This window comes from Oceanicaulis sp. MMSF_3324 (genome assembly GCF_030733545.1).
GTDB lineage: Bacteria > Pseudomonadota > Alphaproteobacteria > Caulobacterales > Maricaulaceae > Oceanicaulis.
Genome location: NZ_JASHIU010000009.1, coordinates 16213 through 38382 on the forward strand (window position 1 = coordinate 16213; position 22170 = coordinate 38382).

Sequence of the window (22170 nt, forward strand, 5' to 3'; positions counted from 1 at the left end):
TCCTGTGCTAATCAGCCGATTAACTTTCAAGTCTGTTTACCGTGAGACTATGTCGTTTTATCACTATGTGGAACCAGCTTCGCGAGGGGGAGTTGGTCTCTGTATGAAGGATCGCTTCGACATGCACATGGTCATCAGGACTTTGGGCCTGGTTGTCGGATTATGCACGTGCACCGCTGTAACAGGATGCGCCAGCCAACCGATAGCCCTGGGTACAGAGTCCCAGGTTGATATCGAGGCGGAGGCTCGCTTGCGCGCCCAGGCGTCGAGACTGAGCGCGCTTGTGGATGATCGGGGCTGGACCCTGAGCGCCGGACCCGCCGACGCCGCCCGCGAATTCTTCAGCCGCCTCGTGAATGGCGGCGGCGCGGAAGAGACGGCGGACGATCCGGTGAGCGTCTACATGGAAGCCCAGGGAGGGAATGCGGCCTTGGCCTTTCACGAGGACATCGCGCAATTGTCGACGCTGGCCCAGAGTGTGGCCGACGCGGCCCAGCAGATCAGCAACAGTGAGCAGGGGCTGGGCCAGGCGACCCTGACCCGGGATCTCGCTTCCGCGGAAAATGCGCTGGGCGCGGTGCGTCGCGCCGAGGAATTCTTCATCGCCGTCTCCGAAGAGCTTGATGCTGCGGCGGATGGCGATCAGGTCATTCAATCTCTGCAAGGTCTGGCGGATCAGAAGGCTCGCCTCGCCGATGCGGCTGACGCCCTGGCCGAGCGCCGCTGGGCGGTGCAATCCAATCAAGGCCTATCCAGCTGATGACACAGACTGTTCCGGGCGACGCGCTCGACCCGCAATCCGTCAAGGGCTTCCTCGCCGATGACGAGGGTCAGGCTCTGGCGCGACATGCGCTCAAGGCGGCCGAGGCGTTGCCGGGCGCATTTGTCGAGATTGGCAGCTGGTGCGGCCGCTCCAGCGTCTATCTGGGCCGCGCAGCGCGAGACGCGGGCCGGGTCCTGTTCGCGATTGACCACCATCGGGGCTCTGAAGAGCATCAACCGGGCGAGGGGTATCATGACCCCGACCTGTTTGACGCCGAGCTGGGCCGGGTCGACACCCTGCCGGCGCTACGGCGCACGATCGCCCTGGCGGATCTGGAACAGCATGTGGTTCCCGTGGTCGGACCGTCCGCCGTGATCGGTGCAAGCTGGTCGGCGCCGCTGAGCTTTGTCTTCATTGATGGCGGGCACGCCATGGATACGGCGCTGGCCGATTATCGCGCCTGGGCCGGCCATGTGGCGCGGGGCGGATTGTTGGCCATTCACGATGTCTTTCCCGATCCCAAGGATGGAGGGCGCCCGCCCTACGAAATCTGGAAACTGGCTGTGGCCTCGGGCCTGTTCGAGCCGGTGGAGCGGATCAATACGCTCGAGATTCTGCGCCGTCTGTAAGCCAGGCATCGGGGCGCGCATGCCGGATCAGAAGCTCTGATCCATTGCTGAGACCATACAGCGCATCCGCCGCCAGCACGACCGCGCCCGCCGTCCAGCTGGGGCGTTCCTTGGGCCAGACCTGGCCCAGCTCGAACTGCCAGCCCATCCAGTAGCCTTCGCCATCGCGCGCCAGGGGCGCCAGCGCGTCCAGCAGGCGCTGCGCCCGAACCGTCTCTCCAATGCTCAGACAGGCCAGCGCCAGTTCGGCGGTTTCCGCGGCAGTGATCCAGGGCTCTTCGCTGACACAGCGGCAGCCCAGATCCTCGACCACGAAGGCGTCCCATCCCGCATGCAGGTGGGCCTTGGCGCTCAGCCCCGTGTAAACGCCCGACAGGACCGGATAATACCAGTCCATGGCGTAGCGGGAGCGATCCTCGCCGAGCCGGTCAAACCGATGGGGTTTGTCGGTGAAGGTTCGTGCGATCTGCTGACGCGCCCGCGCCCAGTCCGGGCGCGACTGGTCCAGTGCGTCGGCGATCCGCAATCCGCATTCCAGACTCTTGTAGAGCGAGGCGTTCCCGGCCCGCAGCGAATCCACGCCTTCCAGCGGCTGCCCGTCATCGGGCTTGCGCCAGACCACATCGCCATGGGGCGTCTGATGGTTGACCACCCAGTCGAGCGCCTTGGTGATCATGCCGGCATGGCGGGCGATCAGGCGCGGCTCATCCAGCGCCAGCGCGCAACGCAGGACGGTGACAGCGGCATAGCCGGTGAAATTGGTGTCGTGGGCGGTGACCGGGTTGTCCGGCGGGGCGATCCGGTCTCCGCTCTCGTCCATGGGCACGCCCGCGCCCAGCTCGCCCAGCCAGGAGCCGTCTTCATGCTGGCGCTCGGCCAGCGCGTCGAGTGCGGCGTGAACCGCCGTTTCGCGCCCCGCGACCGCCAGCGCCATCGCGCTCTCGCCATGGTTCCAGGGATCCCAGACGCCGGTCTCGATCCACGGAATCGACCCGTCGCGGTGCTGCAGATCCTCGATCCGGTCTGCGCAGGCGGCGATGTCGACGCCAATGGCTTGCGGACGATGGCTCATGCCGCGTCCTTCTGGAAATAGAGCGCGACGGACTTGCCCATGACCGGGTTGAGCGCGGCCTCGGTCCAGCGGGTCAGACGCGGCTTTTCCATCAAGTCCCATTCCAGGAGCTTGCGGAAGGCGTTCACGGAACGACTGTCTTCCTGACGTTCCCATTTCGCGCAGCGCAACCACCAATAGGGCGAGTGCAGGGCGTGGGCCCAATGGCGCTTGTAGGGACGATACCCACGGCTCGCGACCCGCTCGCGAAGCTCATGATCCTTGAAGATTCGCACATGCCCGCCCGGCGTATTCTGATAGCCCTCAGACAGCGCCCAGCAGATCTTCTCAGGCCAGTAGCGCGGCACGGATAGCGCAAAGCGTCCGCCCGGCTTGACGATGCGGGTGATCTCATCGAGCGCGGCGTCCACATCGGGCAGGTGCTCGAGCACTTCTGAACAGATCACCACATCAAAGCTGTGATCGGGGAAGGGCAGACGACCGGCATCGCCCACGCACCAGACTGCGCTGCGCGGCGGGGTCTGCGGGGGCGGCGGCAATTCGAAAAAGCCGTCGACCGCGCCCTTGAGATCTTCCAGGCTGAGATCGAGCATGGTCACGTCGAGCGCCTTGTCATGCCAGTAGAAGGCATGGCTGTGGCGGCCACGGCCACAGCCCAGGTCAAGCACGCGCTGGCCGTCCTGAAGGTCCAGCGCATCAAGGTCCAGCGTCACCATCATTGGGCGGCAAGCTCCGTCACATCCGGCAGGCGTCCGCGCTCTGTCAGCGCGTCATAATAAAGGTCGATGCTGGCGCGGGCATGCTCGTCCCAGCGGAAGGCGCTGTGCGCCCGGGCGGCGCAGGCCGCGCTCATCTGCTGTTGCAGTTCCGGATCCGACAGCACGCGTTCGAGCGCATCCGCGAGCCCGTTTGCATCTTCGACTTCGGTGACCATTCCGGCATCGCCCGCCACTTCCGGTAGTGCGCCGCCGCGCGAGACGATGACCGGCGCGCCGCACGCCATGGCTTCGGCCGCGGGAAAGCCGAAGCCTTCAAAGCGGGAGGCCGAGACGAATACGGTCGCCTTGCGATAGAGCGCCACGATCTCATCCAGGCTCAAACCGGAGACAAATTCGACGCTGTCGAGCAAGCCAGTCTCGACAAGCGCCCGTTTGGTCGGTCCGTCACGCAGCTGGCCGATGACCGTCAGACGCGGCGTGCGGCCGCGGGCCTTGAGCTGGGCCATCGCGTCGATCAGCACGTCCAGACCCTTAATGGGCACATCCGCGCTGGCGAGAGCGAGGACATGGTCGGCGTCGCGCGGCACGCTCGGATCGGGCTTGAAGCTATCCAGATCAAGCCCGTTGAACGCCACGCGCACCGTGTCCGGGTTCACGCCGCAGCGCTCGGCATAGGACTGGCGCGCCGCGTCGGACACCGCCAGGAAGCGCGGCAGGGCGCGGGCGGCCCTGGCCTGATGCTCGACAAAGGAATGCCAGCGCCGGGTCAGGGCGCGGCGCCACCAGTTCGCAGCGCCCGCGACGGCGAAGTCGCGGTCAATCGCGATGGGGTGGTGCAAGGTGGTGATCACCGGCAGGTATTGATCCACCGCGGCCATGGGCAGGGCCAGGGTCTGATTGTCATGGATGACGTCAAACTGATCGCCATGTTCAGCCACCCAGGCTTCCAGCCGCATGGCGTAGCTGATCATTTCAGCGAAGGCGCCGGTATTGTGCGCCAGCCATTCGGTGCGGTCGGCGCGATCAAACAGCGTCTTCCAGCGCAGGGCCAGAAAGGCGTTGTCCTCGCTGAACAGGTCCATGGACGGCAGTTTGATCAGGCCGATATCCGGATCGAGATCAGGGTAGGGCGGGCCGGAAATCACCGACACGTCACAGCCCTGATAGGCCAGGGCGCGCGACAATGCGCGCACATAGACGCCCTGCCCACCCACATGAGGCGCGGAGCGATAACTGGAGACCAGCACACGCAAGCGCGCGCAGCGAGTCTGGGGCGGATCAAGGACGGCGTCTTTCATGAAGGCGCGAAGCTATCGTCAGCCGCGCCGGAAACCAAGAGCAAACAGTGTTCACCGCACCGTGTTGGGTGCTTTCTTCTTGGGCGCGCTCAGGCTAAGCCAAGCCCATGTTCGCATTGCCGGTCCAGATTCCGCGCCCTGTGCGCTTCGCGCTGTTCTACGGCGCTTTCTATCTGGGGTTCGGCGCGTACCTGCCTTACATGCCGGTCTGGTACGAAACACGCGGTCTGAGCCCGGAAATGATCGGCGCTGCGGCGGCGGCCTCCATGGCCGGTCGGATGATCGCCGCGCCGCTGGGCGCCATGCTGGCGGATCGGGCGCCGAAAAAGCGTTGGGCGCTGCTGACCTACTCCCTGGTGTCCTTCTTCGCTTTCGCCGCTTTCATTCCGGCGACCCATCCCTGGGCGATCATCGTGCTGGCCGGTATCGCGGGCGGCGCCTTCACCGGCATCATGCCAATCGTCGACGCCTTTGCGATCCAGGAATCCACCCGCAAGAAATTCGCTTTCGGGCCACCGCGCGCATTCGGCTCGGCCACCTTCATTCTGGGCAATGTGGGCGCGGGTGGGCTGATCGGCTGGCTGGGCGGAGAAGCGGCTCTGGCCTGGACCCTGATCGGGGCGGCGCTGGCGGTGCTGACGGCGCTGATGCTGCCCGAGGGGCGCAACCGACCGCAGGACCGCAAGCCCCAGGCTGATGCGCAGGGCGGTGTAGTGCGCGCCATGGTGTCAAACGGATTGCCGCTGGCCTTTGCGGCGTCGGCGCTGATTCAGGGCGCGCATGGCTTTTATTACGGCTTTTCCGCGGTCGCCTGGCGCGCCGAGGGCGTGCCGTCCAGCGCGGTCGGTCTGCTCTGGGCGACCGGCGTCGGCGCCGAGATCGTCTTCCTGACCTTCTCCGGGCGCCTTTTGAACCGGGTGAGTCCGGCGATGATGCTGTCGCTGGGCGGGGCGGCGTCCATCCTGCGCTGGCTGGCCCTTTCGGTTTCGCCGCCGCTCTGGCTGCTGTTTCCGTTTCAGCTGCTTCATGCGTTGACATTCAGCGCCACCTATCTGGGTTTCCTGCGCTATGCGGCGGATAACAGTCCTCAGCGGTTCGCCTCGATGGCCCAGGCGATCAATTCCGCGTTTTCAGGCGGGCTGATCCTGGCGCTGGCGGCCTATGCGTCCGGCTTTGCGTTCAAGGCGTTCGGCGCTGGCGGGTTCGCCGTTATGGCCCTGCCATCAGGATTGGGCTTGATCTTCGCACTCTGGCTCGTGCAATCGTCGCGAACACAGACATAATGGAGCCATACTCCCGGTTATCGTCAGGGACGCAGGGGAAGACGGGGACCATGACAACAGCGATCGCCCAAGAGCGCCAAGCGGCGGAGCTGACCACGCGTCAGGACGGTGCCCGTGTGATCGTGGAGCCCAAGGGCGACTGGGTGATGGAAGCGGTGGGTCGCTTTGATCGCCGACTCAGGCGCATCGAGAGCGAAACCGATCCCAAGGACCTCGTGATAGACCTGTCTGGGCTCGGTCGGATCGACACCGCTGGCGCCTATCTGCTGGGACGTACCCTGAGCCGCTGTAACGAGCCCGCCTCTGACAGCCATTTCATAGGTGAGCACCAGACCGCGCGCCGGATGATGGGGGAGATGCGCGAGCGTCTGGCCGATTGTCCTGAAGACGAGGTGAAGCCGCGCGGCGTGATCTCGACGCTGGCGCGCATTGGCGAGGGCGTGGAAGACGGCCTCAAGGAAACCGTTGAATCCTTCGCCTTCTTCGGTCGCACCTTCACCACAGGCCTGAGTGTGTTGATGGTGCCGACGCGCATGCGCTGGACCTCGACCATCCACCTGATGGAGACGGCGGGCGTGGACGCCCTGCCGATCATCTCCGTGCTCAGCTTCTTCATCGGCGCGGTCGTGGCCTTCATGGGCGCGAGCCTGTTGGAGACCTTTGGCGCATCGGTGTTCACGGTGGATCTCGTCGGGATCGCCGTCTTGCGTGAGTTCGGGGTGCTGATCACCGCGATCCTGCTTGCAGGGCGTTCGGACTCGTCTTTCACGGCCGCGATCGGCTCGATGAAGATGCAGCAGGAAATCGACGCCATGAAAGTCATGGGGCTGGACCCCTATGAAGTCCTGGTCCTGCCGCGGGTCATCGCCTGCGTGGTGATGGCGCCGCTCCTGACCCTGTCCGCCATGGTGGCGGGGGTGTTCGGCGGCATGCTGGTGAGCTGGTGGACGCTTGATATCTCGCCCAATTTCTTCCTGACGCGCCTGAACGACACCATCGATCTCAAACACTTCCTGGTGGGCATGTCCAAGGCGCCGGTGTTCGGCCTCGTCATCGCCATTGTGGGCTGCCGTCATGGCCTGCAGGTGGGCGGGGATGTGGAAAGTCTGGGGCGGCGCGTAACGACCTCGGTGGTGCAGGCGATCTTCGCCGTCATCGTGATCGATGCCCTGTTCGCCATGATGTATCTGGAGCTCGACATATGACCGAGGCTCCCCTGATCGAAGTGCGCGGTCTGCGCAGCCAGTTCGGCTCCCACGTGGTCCATGACGATCTCGACTTTGAAGTGCGCCAGGGCGAGATCCTGGGCATTGTGGGCGGATCGGGCACGGGCAAGTCGGTGCTGGTGAACACCATTCTGGGTCTGAAACAGCCCGATGCCGGTGAGGTCTATTTCCGCGGCCAGGCCATGTCGGGCCTGACCGGCAAGGACCGGCTGGCGCTTGAAAAGCGCTGGGGCGTCCTGTTCCAGTCCGGCGCGCTGTTCTCGGCCTTGACGGTCCAGGAAAACGTCATGGCCCCGATGCGCGAGCACATGCGGATGAGCGCGCGGCTGATGAAGGAGCTGGCCGATCTCAAGATCGGGCTGGTCGGCTTGTCGGGGGAGGCCGGGAGCAAGTTTCCCGCCGAGCTGTCGGGCGGCATGAAAAAGCGCGCCGGCCTGGCCCGAGCCCTGGCGCTGGATCCCGATATCCTGTTCCTGGATGAGCCGACAGCCGGGCTTGATCCCATTGGCGCGAGCGCTTTTGACAAGCTGATCAAGGAGCTGTCGGACACGCTCGATCTGACCGTGGTGATGATCACCCATGATCTCGACAGCCTGCATGCGATCTGCGATCGGGTGGCGGTCATTGCCGACAAACGTGTGATCGCGAATGCGCCCTTGTCCGAGCTGACGCACAATGAGCATCCCTGGATCCAGGAATATTTTGGCGGTCCGCGTGGACGCGCCGTGTTAAGACAAGCGGCCGAGGACTAGGACAGGTCATGGAAACCAAAGCCCATCACGCCATTGTCGGATTCTTCGTTGTCTTCCTGACGGTCTCCGGCGTCATGCTGACGCTCTGGCTGTCGGGCGCGTCGCTCGACAAGGAGTTTCGCGAATACGATGTCGTCTTTGACGGCGCCGTGCGTGGATTGCGACCCGCCTCCGAGGTGCGGTTCAACGGCATTCAGGTGGGCGAGGTCACGGATCTGGGCCTGAATCCGGACAATCCCGGGCAGGTGATCGCGCGCATTCGGGTGAATGTGGAAACGCCGGTCAAGTCGGACTCCGAAGCCCAGCTCGAGCCTCAGGGCCTGACCGGTCTGTCCTACATCCAGATATCGGCCGGATCGCCGGACGCCGCCCGGCTGGAAAGTCGACAGGGCGACCGCGCGCCGCGCATTTACGCCAACCAGGCCCAGATCGACCAGCTAGTGGAAGGCGGGGAGAGCCTTCTGGAATCCGCCCAGCTCAGCTTTGTGCGTGTCAGCCGCCTCTTGAGCGATGAGAACCTCGAAAGCCTGACCAACACTTTGAACAATATCGAGACGATCACGGGCAATCTGGCCGAGCGCGAGCGACTGATCACCGAAGCGCGTGAAGCGCTGAGCAGCATTCGCAGGGCGGGCGATGACGTGTCTGTGGCGGCCCAGGCCATGCAGCAATTCGCCGAGGTGACGGAACGCTATGTGGTGGACGATCTGACCCCGGCCACGCTGGATACGGCAGCGGCGGCCCAGGAAGTGGATCGTACGGCGCAGGAGACCTATGACGCGCTGGTCACCATTCGACCCGGCGTCGAGGAATTCTCTGAGGATGGTCTGACCCAGCTGACGGCGACCTTGCGCGATTTGCGCTCTCTGGTCGCCGCGCTTGAACGCGTTGCGCTGGAGCTCGAGGCCGACCCGGCCGGATTTATCGCCGAACCCGAAGGCGCTGAAGTGGAGGTGCCGCAATGAGCACGATGAGCCAATACGCACTCGGCGCGCTTGCCGCTGTAACCCTGATGGCGACCCCGGGCTGCATTTCGCTCCTGCCTGAAAGCGAGCCGGTCTCGCTGTATCGCCTGAACGGGCTTGTCGAGGACGAGCAGGCGCCGTCCGCGAACGCCCAGACGATCGTGATCGAACGGATCACCGCGCCGCGCGGCCTGGCCGTGGACAAGGTGGCGCTGCTGCGAGAGGGCGAACTGGCCTACATGGCGGGCGCGGCGTGGATTTCTCCGGCCCCTGTGCTGGTCCAGGATCGTATCCTGGATGTCCTGCAAAGCGAGACGCCCGAGCTGACCCCGGCCCGGACCGAGGATGGCGTGGATGCGCGCTATCGCCTGCAGATCGAATTGCGCCGGTTCGAGGCCGAATATGATCAGGGCGCCAGCAATGCGCCGCTGATCCAGATGCGGGTCATGGCGCGTCTGATCGACCGTGAAACCCGGACACTGGCGGCCGCCCGCCGCTTTGATACCAGCGTCCGCGCCAGCGATAACCGACAGAGCGCGCTTGTGGCGGCGTTCAGCGAAGCGACCAATGACACGGCGCGTGCACTGGCCCACTGGTCCGCCGAAACCGTATGCGCTGAAAGCGGCTGCTAGCGCGCCAGGACGTTCCAGACAGTAAAAAGGCCGGCGCCATGGGCGGCCGGCCTTTTAGTTGAGTCTGAGCGGAGCCTAGCTGTCCCGGCCGCCGCGATTGCGTTTGTCGTCATTCTTGTTGGCGGGCGGGGTGTCGCTGGAATCGGAATCCATGTTCGCCAGAAGGTCGCGCCAGCGCCAGCTGGCTTCCTTGCGGGCCTTGGTGACCCCGTCCCGGATGCTGTCGCGGACCGGATCCTCTTCGTCATCGACGAAGTCGGCCTCGTCCTCATCCTCGTCGCGGGCGCGTGTCGGTTCAACCGCGCGCAGAGCCGGTTTGGACTCTTCCTTGCGCCGAGCGCGTTCCGCCTTGCGTTCCTCAACCTTGGAGGCTTCGCGATCGTCATCGCGTTTCTCTCGGGACAGGCGCTTGGACGCCGGCTTGTCGGAGTCAGCGTCGGTTGCCGGGGCGTCCTCGCTTTTGTGCCGGGCGCTCAGCGGATCGGGCAGCTCATTGAGGTTCAGATCCATCGGCTTGTGCCCGCCGGCGACAGCGCCCATGCGCAGGATGAAGTCGCTGAGCAATTCATAATTCTGCCGGATGCGGGACTGGAACAGCGCATCAATATCGCGCGCCTGATCAGAAGCGGTCTGAGCCGTTTCATTCAGTTGGGTGAGACCGTCTTCCAGCGTGCGCTGCATGGCGCGGGCGGCGTCGCGCGCAGCGTCGGGCGCATCATCGAGCTTGCTGCGCAGGCCCGACAGTTCGTCCTCGATCCGGCGACTTTCGCGACGCGCGGCGTCCAAGGTTTCAGAGAGTTGTTTGCGAACCGCTTCGGCAGCTTCCTCGGCGGCCTTCTCGGCGCGGGCGGTCAGATCCTCGGCTTCCTTCAGGCGCGCCTGATAGGCTTCATCGGACCGACGGGCGACTTCAAAGCCGCGCTCACTGACCCGTTCGAGCGACTCCTCGGCGTCGTCGGCCTGTTTCTTGAGGCTTTCACCCGCTTGCTCGGCCGCCTCACGCGCGGCGCGAGCAGCATCGCGCATGCGATCAAGCGCGCGTTCCTGAGCCCGGGCGGCTTCCTCGCTGCGCTCCGACAGGGAGTTGGCGAGATCCTTGGCCTGCCCCAAAGCCTTGTCGACGGCATCCAGGAAGACTTCGCCGGAATTCTTGGCGGTGCTTTCGAGGACTTCAGCCCCGTCGCGCGCCTTGCGCGTCATGGTTTCCAGCTCGGCCTTGTGGAAGTCGAGCGCGGCGCCGATCTTTTCCTGCTCCTTGCGCAGGGTCTCGGTGACCTCCTGCAAGCGATCACGATGCTTGAGATAGGCGTCTTCCAGACCATCGGTGCGGTTGCGCAGCATGTCGGAGAAGTCGCGCAGCTCGGTCGCGCGGGCATCCAGCGACAGGGCCACACGGTCGCCCGCTTCCTCGGCGGCCTGACCGGCGGCGCTGAGGCGTTCCGCGCCCGATTTGATCAGACGTTCGCCGGCCGCGGCCTTGGCGTCCGCCAGTTCGGCGGCGGCGGCGACCATCTTGGACTGGTCCTGAATGGCGGCGGCGATCATGGCGGCCTTGTCATCAAGGCCTTCGGACACGTCGTTGAGGCGCAAGCGCTCCTCGCGCAGTTCGCGGGTCAGTTGCTCGGCGCGTTCGCGGGCGCGGGTCGATCCGTCCTCAAGGCTTTCGAAATGGTGCGTAATGACCTCTTCCATGGCGGCCAGGCGCGCCAGGGCGCTTTCCATGGCCTTGTTGACGCGATCAACCTGCATGGTGATGGCGTCAGCCAGGCGCGAGGCATCTTCCTCGGCATGCTCGGTGGGTGTGGCCAGACGCAAAACAGCGGCGTCCAGACGACGTGCGCGCGATCCGGCGCGAGAGACTTCACGGCCCAGAAGGCCAGCCAAAACAAACAGAAGGGCCGGAGCCGCCGCAAAGACCGACAGACCCGCAAGCTGGGCCGGGCTGAGCGAGGTCAGGTCCGTATATCCCGCCAGATAGGCCGCCGCGCCGCCAAACCACAACAGACCGAAGGCTGCGCCGCCGAACGCCAGCCATCCGCCGCCTTCGGTTTTGGGGGCCGGTGCGTCCATCAGGGGGGCGAGAGGTTTGCGGTTTACCGTGTCCAGCATGCCGCCGGAGGCTTCGGTGATGACGCTTTCCTCAAGTTTTTCAGTCTCTTTGGAGTCGTTGGCAGCCATGACGTCTCGTCTGGTTTGGCGCGTTCGCCGATGCGGATCCCGCCGTGAATTGGCTATCCTAACAGAAACGCGCAGCTCTGCAGGCCTGTTTGTTCAGACCTCTTGTTTAATGCCAGACAGTGAGTCGTTCAAAGCGTGGGAAGCGCCGGGCGGTTCGGTATGGTTTCACAATCATTAAGAATAATGATTTGCGCCGTGGCGACGGGGCCCTGACCCTCGGAAGAGACGACGCTGGCCTGCGTGACGAGGTTGGGGCTGCACAGGCTATGCGCATTCCGGACCGGGACAGACAGGGTCGCCGGCGTCAGCAAGGCGCCGTCCATCGACTGACGGATTTCCTGAGGAGCGACATGGATCGCATGGGGTTCCTGCTCGCGCTCATAGCCCAGTCCCAGGAAGGACAGGGTGGCGGCCAGGATCATGTGAGCGATGTCGATCAGGAGCGTCATGTCGGAACCGAGTGTGTATCGGGAAAATCTATGCGCCTGCAGGCCGGATGAGACAAGTTGCCCGGCCGCGATTTTTCATGAACTCTTGGTAAGGCGCCCCGGAGGCGGACACAGACAGTCTTGCGCATTCGGCGAAATCCGGTGAGCTTGCACGGGACTGGAATGAGGACGGGGGCATGATGAACCAGCATACGGCGCCAGTGGCGGCAAAGGACCGCTTCGTGAGTCTGGATGTTTTGCGCGGCATTGCCGTACTGGGCATTCTCATGGTGAACGCACCGACCTTCTTCATTTACTGGGGCGCGATGGAATATCCGCCCGCCCACATGGATGTGACCGGCGCCAATGCTGACGCCTGGCGCATCATGACAGTGTTTTTCGAGCAGAAATTCATCACCCTGTTCTCCGCCCTGTTCGGCGCGGGCATCATGCTGATCGTGGGCGAGGCCGAGGACGCCAGTCTGAAGCTGCACTATCGCCGCATGATCTGGCTCCTGGTGTTCGGCCTGGTGCACGGTTTCGTGTTCTGGTTCGGCGACATCCTGACCGCCTATGCCCTGATCGGCATGCTGGCGGTGCTGTTCCGGCGCATGTCGGCCATCAAGCTCGTATTGTGGGGGCTGGCGCTGATCGCCCTGACGAACCTGATGCTGGTCCTGAACGAGGTGTCCATGGCGCAGAACCCCGCCATGATGGAGCCGACCACCTTTGGCGTCGTACCCGATCAGGAAAGCCTGGACATGTGGGTGAACGCCTATCAGTCCGGCTTCTGGCCGAGCCGGCTTTACAATGTGATCGGCAATGCGGTCGCCCAGTTGTCCGGCATCATCTTCTTCGGTCCGCGGGTCTTGGGGGTCATGCTGGTCGGCATGGCGCTGTTCAAGACCGGTTTCCTGCTGGCGCGCTGGGGCGTGGGCCTGTACGCCGGGCTGGCGACGCTCTGCCTGGGCGTGGGTCTGCCTTCCCTGTGGTGGGCCAGTAGCCAGGTTGTTCAGTCCGGTTTCGCGCACGAGACCTTGTGGATCGTCGGCACGCTCAACGCCTTCGCCAGCCTGGTCGTGGCGTTTGGCTATGCCAGCCTGGTGATGCTGATCAGCAAGATAGACCTGCTCAGGCTGGTGCGCCTTCCGTTTGCGGCGGCGGGCCGCATGGCCTTCACCAATTACCTGACCCAGACCTTCGTGATGACTGCGCTGGCGACCGGCATATTCGGCGCGCCGCTTTATGGCGCGATCGAGCGTCACGAGATCGTGTATGTGGTGCTCACGGTCTGGGCGGTTCAGCTGATCATCTCGCCGATCTGGCTGAGCGTGTTCCGCTTCGGCCCGTTTGAATGGCTGTGGCGCAGCCTCAGCTATGGCAAGCTGCAACCCTTCCTGAAAGCCAAGGCGTGACAGAGGTCAGGGCCGGAGAGGCGTTTGCCGTCTATGGCCTGTTGCGGGCGGGAGAAAGCGGTTTCGCCCAGTTCGGGCTGGAGCACGCCTTCGCGCCGCTCGGGCCCTGCGTGCTGCCGGGACAGCTTTATGATCTTGGGGCCTATCCCGGTCTCGTCGATGCGCCCGGTGAGGTGATCGGCGAATTGTTCGAAGTGCGCGACGCTTCGGTCATGCCCAGGGTGGATGCGTTCGAGGATTACTGGCCCGAGGATCGGGCTCGCTCCCGCTATGAACGGCGCAAGGTCCGGCTCATCGAGCCGGACCGGGACGCCTGGGTCTATATCTGGATCCTGGGCGTTGAGGACGCCCGGCTGATCGAGAGCGGGGACTGGTTCCGGCGCTAGACCGCGTCGGGCTGGTTTTCCGGCGCGGCGCGTTCAAATTCGGGCAGGGCGCGGGCGGCCTCATCCGCCGCCACAAGCCGGGGGTAGGGCGCGAGGTCCACGCCGAACCGCCGGGCGTTGAACATTTGCGGCAGCAGATAGATTTCCGCCAGTGTCGGGCCGTCTCCAAATACAAAGCCGTTCCGCCCGTCCGCCTGCTCGGCCAGGGTTTCCAGCGCATCAAAGCCGGTTGCGATCCAGTGGCGAGCCCAGGCCGGACCGGCTTCGGGATCATCGCCCGAGATCTCGCGGGCCTTTTTCAGGATGCGCAGATTCTGCAGCGGATGGATGTCACACCCGATGGCGGCGGCGAACGCTCGCACGCGGGCGCGCTGGATCGGATCGGCGGGGAGGAGCGGGCGGTCTGGGAAGGTCTCCTCGATCCATTCCAGAATGGCGACGGACTGGGTCAGCATGACTCCATCCACCTCCAGCGCCGGCACCAGGCCCTGCGGGTTCTTGGCCTTGTAGGCGTCTGAATGCTGCTCGCCCTCAACCAGGTTCACGCCCACATATTCGAAGGGAACACCTTTCCAGTTGAGCGCCAGGCGCGTGCGATAGCTGGTGCCGGAGCGAAAATAACCGTGCAGGACCAGTTTCATGGAACAATTCTCCGCAGTTTGAGGGGCGTTCGCTGAGATAGGGGGTGAAATTAGTTGCAAATGATACTATCTTCCGCCACATGACGATGCGCGCCGAAACCGAGCGGATCAAGCCTTTCGGCGCATCACCATTGCTTTAAGGGAGCGCTCCATGGCCGATCTGTTTGAGAACCCGCTGGGCACCGACGGCTTCGAGTTCGTCGAGTATACGAGCCCGGAACCGGAAAAAATCGAAGCGCTGTTTGAAAGCCTCGGCTTCACCGCTGTCGCCAAGCACAAGACCAAGAACATCATCCGCTACAAGCAGGGCGACATCACCTTCCTGGTGAACAAGGAAGAGACCGGCCAGGCGGCGGATTTCCGCAAGGAGCATGGCCCGAGCGCGAACGCCATGGCGTTCCGCGTGCAGGACGCCAAGAAGGCCTATGCCGACGCCATCGAGCGCGGCGCCGAGCCGTTCGGCGAGGGCGTGTGGACCGATGAGATCCCGGCCATCAAGGGCATTGGCGGTTCGGCTCTGTATCTGGTCGACACCTATGGCGAAAAGACCATCTACGACGATCTGTTCGAGCCGATCCCGGGCGCTGAGGACAAGGGCGGCGTGGGCCTTGAGGTGCTTGATCACCTGACCCACAACGTCATCAACGGCAATATGAACAAGTGGGCGAGCTTCTACGAGAACGTCTTCAACTTCCGCGAAATCCGCTATTTCGACATCAAGGGCCAGCACACCGGCCTGTTGTCGCGCGCCATGACCGGCCCGTGCGGCAAGCTGAAGATCCCGCTGAACGAAAGCTCCGACGACCAGTCCCAGATTTCCGAATATCTGCGTGAGTATAATGGCGAAGGCATCCAGCACATCGCCCTGACCACGCCGAACATCTATGAGACGGTCGAGAAGCTGCGCGAGAACGGCGTGATCTTCCAGTCCACGCCGGAGACCTATTACGAGCTCGTGGACGAGCGCGTGCCGAACCATGGCGAGGATCTTGATCGCCTGAAGAAGAACTCCATTCTGGTGGACGGCAATCCGGAAACCGGCGATGGCCTGCTGCTGCAGATCTTCACCACGACCAATATCGGTCCGATCTTCTTCGAGATCATTCAGCGCAAGGGCAATGAGGGCTTCGGCGAGGGCAACTTCAAGGCCCTGTTCGAATCCATCGAGCTCGATCAAATCCGCCGCGGCGTGATCAAGACCGAGCCGGCGCAATAAGCCCTTGGCGGACGACGCCCGCATATCATCGGACGCAGGCGAGGGCGCGAGCCTTCGCCTGCCGTCCTATGTGCCCTACCGCCTGTCCGTCACGTCCAACAAGGCGTCGAGCCTGATCGCCAAGGCCTATCAGGCGCGATTTGGACTGACGATCTGGGAATGGCGGGTGATTGCGGTGCTGGGCGAAGGCGCGGCTATGACAGCGCAAGCGGTGTGCGAAGCGACCGCCATGGACAAGGTCAGCGTCAGCCGGGCCATCCGGGCGCTGGATGAGCGTGGACTGGTGGCCCGCATCCGCAACAAGCAGGACCGTCGCGCCAGCGATGTGTCGCTGACGCCTGAAGGTCAGGCGATCTATGCCGATGTCGCGCCGCTGGCGCTGGACTATGAACAGAAACTACTGGCGGGGTTCAGTCCCGAAGAGCGCGACCAGCTCATGAGTTTGCTCGACAAGCTGGAAGCGCAACTGGATGAGGTGGGACAGGCGTTCGAACGCTAAAGCTGTTTCCCACCTTCGCTGTAACAGGCCTTAGCCCTGGGCGACCAGGCTAAGCCATTGGGCGATCAGAGCCGGGCTCTCAGACCCTTCAATCTCCACAACGGCGTCCTGAACCAGCTGAAGCTGGCCGGGCTTGCGTTCGGTCACGCTCGCGAGCGTGAACGTGCCGCGCACCTTTGATCCGACCCGCACCGGGGTCAGGAACCGGACCTTCTCAAAGCCGTAATTGATGCCGATGACGCCTTCGGCGAAGGGCGGCAGCGCCTGCTCGGCGAAATGGCTGAGCATGGACAGCGTCAGGAAGCCGTGGGCGATCGGGCCGCCAAAGGGGCTTTCCGTCCGGGCGCGTTCCGGATCAACGTGGATGAACTGGTGATCTTTGGTCACGTCCGCAAAGGCATTGACCTGATCCTGAGTGACCTCAAACCAGTCCGACGAATGCGTTTGGCCGATACGGGCCTTGTAAGTGTCTAGCAAGCTCATGGCGTTACTTGAACGCTTTAGCGCTTAACGGTCAAGGGAGCGTTGGGCGCGACGGCGTTTGATCACCCATTTCACCAGCCCGAAAATAGAGATGGACAACCAGCAGATCTCGATCACGAAGCTTGCGAGGTTGAACGTCACCATCAAGGAGACGATCAGCAGCAAGGCGCCGCACAGATTGAGCAGCAGGTAGCCAAGACCGTCGCTTTTGACCTTCTCGATCTGCAGCAGGAAATAGCCTGACAGGACGCAGGCCACGCCCATCAGTCCGATGATGTCCGTCACGGTCATGTTCAGGGGCGTCCTTGTCTGGCGGCGGGTGCGCTCTGGCCATACTGGTCCTGCGCACAGGTCACAAGCCATGCGGCTGCGTGAAGGTCTGTTAACGGCCCCGCATCTATCGTCGAGCGCTCATCTGCAAGGAGGCTTCGCCGCGATGAGCGCGCCCGTACTGGACCGAGACCATCTCGAACAATACACAGCCGGAGACGCTGCGCTGGAAGCGGAGCTGTTCGGCCTGCTGTCTTCCCAGATCGAGGCTTGCCTGAGCGCTTTGAAAGCCGCCCAAACCGACACCGAATGGAATAATGCGGCGCACACCCTCAAGGGCGCCTCGCGCGGCGTTGGCGCCATGGAGCTGGCGGAGGCTTGCGAGCTTGCGGAAGGGCGGTTTGGCGACGCCGAGGCGCTGCAGGCTGTCGAGACGGCGGCGGGCCGAGCCAGCAACGCCATGGCGGCGGTGCGCGGCTAGCGCGTCTTGTCCCAGACCTTGAACTCGTAGGCGATCGATTGTTCCACGAGCTCGCGCCAGACCGGTTCCGCGATCTCGGCGGGCAGGCCGGCGGCCTGGGCGGTCTTGAGCACCTTGGTCACGACGTCTTCGATCCGGTCTTCGTCGCGCACCACGTCCCGGCTGGGTTTGATCCGCGCGGCGGCCTGCATGTAGCGCGAGCGTTCCGCAATCAGCGCCACGAGCGCCCGGTCCATCCGGTCCACCCCATCGCGAACCTCGACCATGGTTTCACAGGCCTCAGGCGCAGTGCGGGCATTGAGGTCATCAAGGTCGAAATGGTCGGGCGATTGAGAAGTCATATCGGCGTTATAGGCTGAACTCGGAGTGCTCCAAACCCCTTCGTCGCATTGCATCGCGCCGGGGCGCAGCTAAAACGAAAAGAGGTACTCAGGAGAGCGTCATGCAGCCCGTCACCCTTTATGGCAATATTGAAAGCGGCAACTGTCTGAAGACCCTTTGGGCGGCGAAAATCGCCAATGTCCCGCATGACTGGGTCGAGGTTGATATCTTTGGCGGAGAGACACGCAGCGATTCCTTCCTGGCGCTCAACCCCGCGGGACAGGTGCCGGTGCTGCGCCACGAAGATGGACGGACGCTGGCCCAGTCCAACGCCATCTTGCTGTATCTGCTCGATGGCACGTCGCTGATCCCCTCAGATCCCTTTCAAAGCGCCCTGATGATGCAATGGCTGTTCTGGGAGCAGTATTCCCACGAGCCTTATATCGCCGTGCGCCGCAGCGCCCTGCGCTTCAAGGGCGCGAACGAGGCTGATCTCGATCCGGAGCTTTACGCCAAGGGGCGTCGGGCGCTGGGCGTGATGGAGATGAACCTGCTGTCGCAGAGCTTCATGGTGGGTGAGGAGATGACCGCCGCCGATATTGCGCTGGTGGCCTATACCCGCGTCGCGGACGAGGGCGGCTTCGACCTGTCAGAGTTTCCCGCCGTCAATGGCTGGGTGCGCCGGGTCGAAAGCGCGCTGGGCATCGAACACGGCCAGGCGGCCGTGCATGGAGACCCCGAATAGGGCGGCGACCCGCCGGAAACAGGAAGGGGCGGTTTCAGCGCCCCTTTTTTTTGTCTACCGCCGCTTGGCCAGTTCCTTCATGCCCTTGTCCACGCCGGACAGGGTGAGCGGGTACATCCGCTCCTCGCCGATGATCTCGCGCACCAGCTGCACCGAATAGGTGTGCGGCCACCAGCCCTCGGGCGTGGGGTTCAGCCAGATGAGATGGGGATAGGTCTCTTTCAGACGGCGCAGCCAGACCCCGCCCGCTTCCTCGTTCCAGTGCTCCACCGAGCCGCCCGGATGGGTGATTTCGGTCGGTGACATGGCGGCATCCCCCACGATCACCACCTTGTAGTCGCTGGGGTATTTGTGCAGCACATCCCACATGGACCGGGTTTCGGTGCGCCGGCGTAGATTGGACTTCCACACGCCTTCATAGATGCAGTTGTGGAAGTAGAAATATTCGAGATTCTTGAACACGCCGCGCGCCGCCGAAAACAGGCGTTCGGTCAGATCGATATAGGGATCCATGGACCCACCCACATCGAAAAAGACCAGCACCTTGACTGCATTGCGCCGCTCGGGCCGCATCTGGACGTCCAGATAGCCCTTGTTGGCGGTGGACCGGATGGTGCCATCAAGATCCAGCTCTTCCTCGGCCCCGTCGCGGGCGAACTGGCGCAGGCGGCGCAGGGCCACCTTCAGATTGCGGGTGCCCAGCTCGCGTTCGGAATCAAGATCCTTGAACCGGCGGTTCTCCCAGACCTTGCTGGCTTTCTTGTTCTTGGACTTGCCGCCGATGCGGACCCCGTTCGGGCTCCAGCCCGAATTGCCATAGGGGCTGGTGCCGCCTGTCCCGATCCATTTATTGCCGCCCTCATGGCGTTTCTCCTGCTCCTTGAGACGCTCTTGCAGCGTCTTCATGAGCTCGTCGAAATCCATTTCCTGAAGTGCGTCCATCTCTTCCTTGGTGAGGTGGCGCTTCATCTGCGCGGTCAGCCAGTCTTCGGGAATCTCGTCTGTCTTGAACAGGTCTCCCAACGCTTCAATGCCCTCGAAATGATGGGCGAAGACCTTGTCGAACTTGTCGAAATTGCGCTCGTCCTTGACGAGGGCCGCCCGGCTGACGGCATAGAAGCTGTCCACCTCCTGCTCGATCGCCCCCTTTTTCAGGGCTTCGAGCAGGGTGAGGTATTCCCGGGTCGAGACCGGGATCTTCGCTGCGCGCAGGTCCGTGAAGAAGCGGTGAAAGAGAGCCATGGCTACTCCGCTAGCAAGCTGTCCACCAGCGCGAACAGATCGGCGCGGGCCGCATCCTGTTCGTTCGCCGGATAGCGCATCATATAGGCTGTGAGCCCGCCGTCATGGGGGCGCGTGCCCAGAACGACCCGTTGCACGCCGGTCGGGGCGCGATGCTCGAAGACCCGCTCATTCGAAGTGACCCCATCCGCGCTCTCAATCTCGGTCCAGTTCTCCCGGCGTGCGGCCGGGATGGCGCTCAGGAGCGCGTCCATGGCCGCTGCGCTATTGTCCGCGTCAGAGATCTGTACGCGGAGGCCGAAATCATCGAGCGACCAGTACTGGCAGCCCGGCGCTTCGTAGATGTCAAACAGCAAGAAGCCATCGTCCATCATGGCGCAGCTGAGCTGGTCATGGACGGCCCTATTGGCGTCGGCATGCCAGCCGGCGTTTTCAGGGTGCAGGCTGACAAACTGCTCGGTCAGCGCTGTCGCATCCTCGCCCGTCATGCTGACGCCGCGCCATTGCTCGGCGGCCAGGTGGGAGGGATTGGCGGCGAGCCCAGGCGGCAGTTCGCCCATGCCGCTCAGGATCTGCCGACCGGCCTCGGCATGCCGGGCCGCATCATCCCAATCGGACTGGCGCGCATTGATATCGGTCAGCATATGCCGGACCCGGTACTCCGATAGCGGATCAGGCGCCGCCTCCAGGGCCAGCAAGGCCTGGGCCTCCGCCTGATCGTACTCGCTGGCGAACATCGCCTGCAAGGCGCCGCGCAGGGGCTCCATGAAGCTCGGATCAGGCTGTGCGGACAGGCTCAGAGCGGCGGCGAGTACGAGGGTTTTCATGAAGGCGCGTCCATTGAGTTTGGAAGGTGGAAAAGGCTAGATGAAACCTAGCCTTACCCTTCCCGGCGCGTCATGAAAGCCAAGCGTTCGAAGAGTTGAACATCCTGTTCGTTTTTTAACAGAGCGCCATGCAGCGGCGGGATCAGCTTGCGGGTGTCGCGTTCCCGCAGGATGGCGGGATCAATGTCTTCGGCCAGCAAGAGCTTGAGCCAGTCCAGAAGCTCGGACGTGGAGGGCTTCTTCTTCAGGCCGGGCGCGCTGCGCACCTCGAAGAACATTTCCAGCGCTTCGGCGAGCAGCTCTGACTTGATGCCCGGGAAGTGGACATTGACGATCTGCTCCATCGTCTCCTCGTCGGGAAAGGCGATGAAGTGGAAGAAGCAGCGACGCAGGAAGGCGTCCGGCAGTTCTTTCTCATTGTTCGAGGAAATGATGACGATGGGGCGCTGCTCCGCCTTGATCGTCTCGCCGGTCTCGTAGACGTAGAATTCCATCCGGTCGAGCTCCTGCAGGAGGTCGTTGGGGAATTCGATATCGGCCTTGTCGATCTCGTCGATCAGCAGCACGGGGCGCACATCGGAGTCGAACGCCTCCCACAGCTTGCCCTTGCGGATGTAGTTCTTGACGTCGTGGACCTTGTCGTCGCCCAGCTGGGAATCGCGCAGGCGCGCCACGGCGTCATACTCGTACAGCCCCTGATGCGCCTTGGTCGTCGACTTGATGTGCCATTCCAGCAAGGGCGCGTCCAATGAGCGTGCGACTTGGCGCGCCAACTCGGTCTTGCCGGTGCCGGGCTCACCCTTCACCAGCAGCGGACGTTCCAGAATGATGGCGGCGTTTACCGCTGCGGCCAGCTCTTCGGTGGCCACATAATCCTTCGTGCCTTCAAAACGCATGATCGGGTTTTTCCCTGTTTTTCTGTGCCTTACAGACGCTCCCCGACGCCCGGTTGCAGCGAATACAGCCGCAGTCTAGCGCTGCGCTGCGTCCGCGTCATCCGCGCGCAACGCCTGGAACATAAGCTCGGCGCGGCGCCAGTCATACTCGGTATCAATATCCTGAACGCGTTCAGGTGCAATTGTAATGGGTATGGAGCGGGGGGAGAAAACCGGCGCTTCAGCTTCCAAGGCCTTGGGGCGACACCAGAAAAACTGAGCCGCATCATGGAAGGCCTCTTCCAGGTCCTGCGACCGTGAACGGATGAATTCGGGATACATGGGCGCCAATCCGGGCCCGGATTCGCTGTGGACAGCCTTCAGTGCGCGCTGCACCGGAAAGGCGAAGGGCGTGACGGAAATGGCGTAATCCTGCTGCGGCGCCGCGCGCAGGGCGTCATGGCCGCGCGCAATGTCGGCCGCGCTGAGGAAAGGGGCCGTCGCATAGATGGCGCAGACCAGCTCCGCCGGCGCTCCGGTCTCCGCCTCCATCGCCCTCATGGCGTGCTTGATCACGGGAATGACGCCGGTGAAGTCATCTGCCAGATCCGCGGGGCGCAGGAAGGGCGCTGTGGCCCCCGCCGCGATCGCGGTCTCGGCGATGTCCGGATCATCCGTGCTGACCACCACATGATCAAACAGGCCCGTCTCCAACGCCGCGGCGATGGGCCAAGCGATCATGGGTCGCCCATGAAAGGGCCGCACATTCTTGCGCGGAATGCGTTTGGAGCCGCCACGGGCCGGGATGACCGCGATCTTCATGA

The 22170-nt window shown here is 63.5% G+C and carries 26 protein-coding genes; 13 read left to right on the forward strand and 13 right to left on the reverse strand.

Translation table 11 applies throughout. From position 1 onward, the window contains the following. Window positions 1–103 precede the first annotated feature (103 nt). Together RBA95_RS09850 and RBA95_RS09855 are read left to right on the forward strand one after the other, a co-directional pair. Window positions 104–760 (forward strand): hypothetical protein, encoded by a 657-nt coding sequence (locus RBA95_RS09850; protein ID WP_306016678.1) that lies wholly within the window; start codon window positions 104–106, stop codon window positions 758–760. Continuing rightward, window positions 760–1392, forward strand: coding sequence for a class I SAM-dependent methyltransferase (locus tag RBA95_RS09855; protein WP_306016679.1), 633 nt, complete (start codon window positions 760–762; stop codon window positions 1390–1392). The genes RBA95_RS09850 and RBA95_RS09855 overlap by 1 nt, the downstream gene beginning before the upstream one ends. Here RBA95_RS09855 and RBA95_RS09860 read toward each other — a convergent pair. The 3 genes from RBA95_RS09860 to RBA95_RS09870 are packed head-to-tail and all read right to left on the reverse strand — an operon-like array spanning window position 1361 to window position 4481. Then, a complete protein-coding gene (locus RBA95_RS09860; protein WP_306016680.1) occupies window positions 1361–2464 on the reverse strand; it encodes a hypothetical protein in 1104 nt (367 codons plus the stop codon). The two genes, RBA95_RS09855 and RBA95_RS09860, sit on opposite strands and share 32 nt — an antisense overlap. After that, window positions 2461–3183, reverse strand: coding sequence for a class I SAM-dependent methyltransferase (locus RBA95_RS09865; protein WP_306016681.1), 723 nt, complete (start codon window positions 3181–3183; stop codon window positions 2461–2463). The genes RBA95_RS09860 and RBA95_RS09865 overlap by 4 nt, the downstream gene beginning before the upstream one ends. Continuing rightward, the gene (locus tag RBA95_RS09870) at window positions 3180–4481 is read right to left on the reverse strand and encodes a glycosyltransferase family 4 protein (protein ID WP_306016682.1); all 1302 of its coding nucleotides are present in this window, start codon (window positions 4479–4481) and stop codon (window positions 3180–3182) included. The genes RBA95_RS09865 and RBA95_RS09870 overlap by 4 nt, the downstream gene beginning before the upstream one ends. A gap of 107 nt (window positions 4482–4588) precedes the next feature. Here RBA95_RS09870 and RBA95_RS09875 point away from each other — a divergent pair, with 107 nt between their 5' ends. The 5 genes from RBA95_RS09875 to RBA95_RS09895 are packed head-to-tail and all read left to right on the forward strand — an operon-like array spanning window position 4589 to window position 9339. Continuing rightward, the gene (locus RBA95_RS09875; RefSeq protein WP_306016683.1) at window positions 4589–5764 is read left to right on the forward strand and encodes an MFS transporter; all 1176 of its coding nucleotides are present in this window, start codon (window positions 4589–4591) and stop codon (window positions 5762–5764) included. Window positions 5765–5814: 50 nt separating this feature from the next. Next, the gene (locus RBA95_RS09880) at window positions 5815–6969 is read left to right on the forward strand and encodes an ABC transporter permease (protein WP_306016684.1); all 1155 of its coding nucleotides are present in this window, start codon (window positions 5815–5817) and stop codon (window positions 6967–6969) included. Further along, on the forward strand, window positions 6966–7742 hold the full coding sequence (locus RBA95_RS09885; RefSeq protein ID WP_306016685.1) for an ABC transporter ATP-binding protein: 777 nt from the start codon (window positions 6966–6968) through the stop codon (window positions 7740–7742). Before RBA95_RS09880 ends, RBA95_RS09885 begins: the two co-directional genes overlap by 4 nt. A gap of 8 nt (window positions 7743–7750) precedes the next feature. Then, window positions 7751–8707: an MlaD family protein gene (locus RBA95_RS09890; RefSeq protein ID WP_306016686.1), complete on the forward strand. Its 957-nt coding sequence runs from the start codon at window positions 7751–7753 to the stop codon at window positions 8705–8707. Further along, on the forward strand, window positions 8704–9339 hold the full coding sequence (locus tag RBA95_RS09895; protein WP_306016687.1) for an ABC-type transport auxiliary lipoprotein family protein: 636 nt from the start codon (window positions 8704–8706) through the stop codon (window positions 9337–9339). Before RBA95_RS09890 ends, RBA95_RS09895 begins: the two co-directional genes overlap by 4 nt. A gap of 75 nt (window positions 9340–9414) precedes the next feature. Here RBA95_RS09895 and RBA95_RS09900 read toward each other — a convergent pair whose 3' ends face one another. Together RBA95_RS09900 and RBA95_RS09905 are read right to left on the reverse strand one after the other, a co-directional pair. Then, window positions 9415–11517: a hypothetical protein gene (locus tag RBA95_RS09900; RefSeq protein ID WP_306016688.1), complete on the reverse strand. Its 2103-nt coding sequence runs from the start codon at window positions 11515–11517 to the stop codon at window positions 9415–9417. A gap of 128 nt (window positions 11518–11645) precedes the next feature. Then, the gene (locus tag RBA95_RS09905) at window positions 11646–11966 is read right to left on the reverse strand and encodes a hypothetical protein (protein ID WP_306016689.1); all 321 of its coding nucleotides are present in this window, start codon (window positions 11964–11966) and stop codon (window positions 11646–11648) included. Between the two features lie 176 nt (window positions 11967–12142). Between RBA95_RS09905 and RBA95_RS09910 the strand changes: the two genes are divergently transcribed. Together RBA95_RS09910 and RBA95_RS09915 are read left to right on the forward strand one after the other, a co-directional pair. Next, window positions 12143–13360 (forward strand): DUF418 domain-containing protein, encoded by a 1218-nt coding sequence (locus RBA95_RS09910; protein ID WP_306016690.1) that lies wholly within the window; start codon window positions 12143–12145, stop codon window positions 13358–13360. Next, entirely contained in the window at window positions 13357–13746 is a 390-nt protein-coding gene (locus RBA95_RS09915; RefSeq protein ID WP_306016691.1) for a gamma-glutamylcyclotransferase, read from the forward strand. Before RBA95_RS09910 ends, RBA95_RS09915 begins: the two co-directional genes overlap by 4 nt. Here RBA95_RS09915 and maiA read toward each other — a convergent pair. Then, window positions 13743–14387 (reverse strand): maleylacetoacetate isomerase, encoded by a 645-nt coding sequence (gene maiA / locus RBA95_RS09920; protein ID WP_306016692.1) that lies wholly within the window; start codon window positions 14385–14387, stop codon window positions 13743–13745. The genes RBA95_RS09915 and maiA overlap by 4 nt on opposite strands. Window positions 14388–14538: 151 nt before the next feature. Between maiA and hppD the strand changes: the two genes are divergently transcribed. Together hppD and RBA95_RS09930 are read left to right on the forward strand one after the other, a co-directional pair. Continuing rightward, window positions 14539–15603 (forward strand): 4-hydroxyphenylpyruvate dioxygenase, encoded by a 1065-nt coding sequence (gene hppD, locus RBA95_RS09925; RefSeq protein ID WP_306016693.1) that lies wholly within the window; start codon window positions 14539–14541, stop codon window positions 15601–15603. A gap of 4 nt (window positions 15604–15607) precedes the next feature. Further along, a complete protein-coding gene (locus tag RBA95_RS09930) occupies window positions 15608–16102 on the forward strand; it encodes a MarR family winged helix-turn-helix transcriptional regulator (protein WP_306016694.1) in 495 nt (164 codons plus the stop codon). Window positions 16103–16132: 30 nt separating this feature from the next. Here RBA95_RS09930 and RBA95_RS09935 read toward each other — a convergent pair whose 3' ends face one another. Both RBA95_RS09935 and RBA95_RS09940 read right to left on the reverse strand, forming a co-directional pair. Beyond that, window positions 16133–16585: a MaoC family dehydratase gene (locus RBA95_RS09935; RefSeq protein ID WP_306016695.1), complete on the reverse strand. Its 453-nt coding sequence runs from the start codon at window positions 16583–16585 to the stop codon at window positions 16133–16135. Window positions 16586–16609: 24 nt separating this feature from the next. Then, complete coding sequence (locus tag RBA95_RS09940; protein WP_306016696.1) at window positions 16610–16876, reverse strand: hypothetical protein; 267 nt, start codon at window positions 16874–16876, stop codon at window positions 16610–16612. A gap of 145 nt (window positions 16877–17021) precedes the next feature. On the opposite strand from RBA95_RS09940, the gene RBA95_RS09945 reads away from it, so the two are divergent. Continuing rightward, window positions 17022–17336 (forward strand): Hpt domain-containing protein, encoded by a 315-nt coding sequence (locus tag RBA95_RS09945; RefSeq protein WP_306016697.1) that lies wholly within the window; start codon window positions 17022–17024, stop codon window positions 17334–17336. Here the strand turns inward: RBA95_RS09945 and RBA95_RS09950 are convergent. Next, window positions 17333–17677 (reverse strand): chorismate mutase, encoded by a 345-nt coding sequence (locus RBA95_RS09950; protein WP_306016698.1) that lies wholly within the window; start codon window positions 17675–17677, stop codon window positions 17333–17335. The genes RBA95_RS09945 and RBA95_RS09950 overlap by 4 nt on opposite strands. A gap of 101 nt (window positions 17678–17778) precedes the next feature. On the opposite strand from RBA95_RS09950, the gene RBA95_RS09955 reads away from it, so the two are divergent. Further along, on the forward strand, window positions 17779–18402 hold the full coding sequence (locus tag RBA95_RS09955; protein ID WP_306016699.1) for a glutathione S-transferase family protein: 624 nt from the start codon (window positions 17779–17781) through the stop codon (window positions 18400–18402). 54 nt (window positions 18403–18456) lie between these two features. On the opposite strand, the gene RBA95_RS09960 is transcribed toward RBA95_RS09955, so the two are convergent. The 4 genes from RBA95_RS09960 to pseF all read right to left on the reverse strand — a co-directional run bounded on the left by RBA95_RS09960 (window position 18457) and on the right by pseF (window position 22168). Continuing rightward, window positions 18457–19644, reverse strand: a complete 1188-nt coding sequence (locus RBA95_RS09960) for a VWA domain-containing protein (protein ID WP_306016700.1) — start codon at window positions 19642–19644, stop codon at window positions 18457–18459. A gap of 2 nt (window positions 19645–19646) precedes the next feature. Continuing rightward, a complete protein-coding gene (locus tag RBA95_RS09965) occupies window positions 19647–20471 on the reverse strand; it encodes a hypothetical protein (RefSeq protein ID WP_306016701.1) in 825 nt (274 codons plus the stop codon). A gap of 53 nt (window positions 20472–20524) precedes the next feature. Continuing rightward, entirely contained in the window at window positions 20525–21367 is an 843-nt protein-coding gene (locus RBA95_RS09970; RefSeq protein WP_306016702.1) for a MoxR family ATPase, read from the reverse strand. A 75-nt stretch (window positions 21368–21442) separates the two neighbouring features. Then, window positions 21443–22168: a pseudaminic acid cytidylyltransferase gene (gene pseF, locus RBA95_RS09975; RefSeq protein ID WP_306016703.1), complete on the reverse strand. Its 726-nt coding sequence runs from the start codon at window positions 22166–22168 to the stop codon at window positions 21443–21445. Window positions 22169–22170 lie beyond the last annotated feature (2 nt).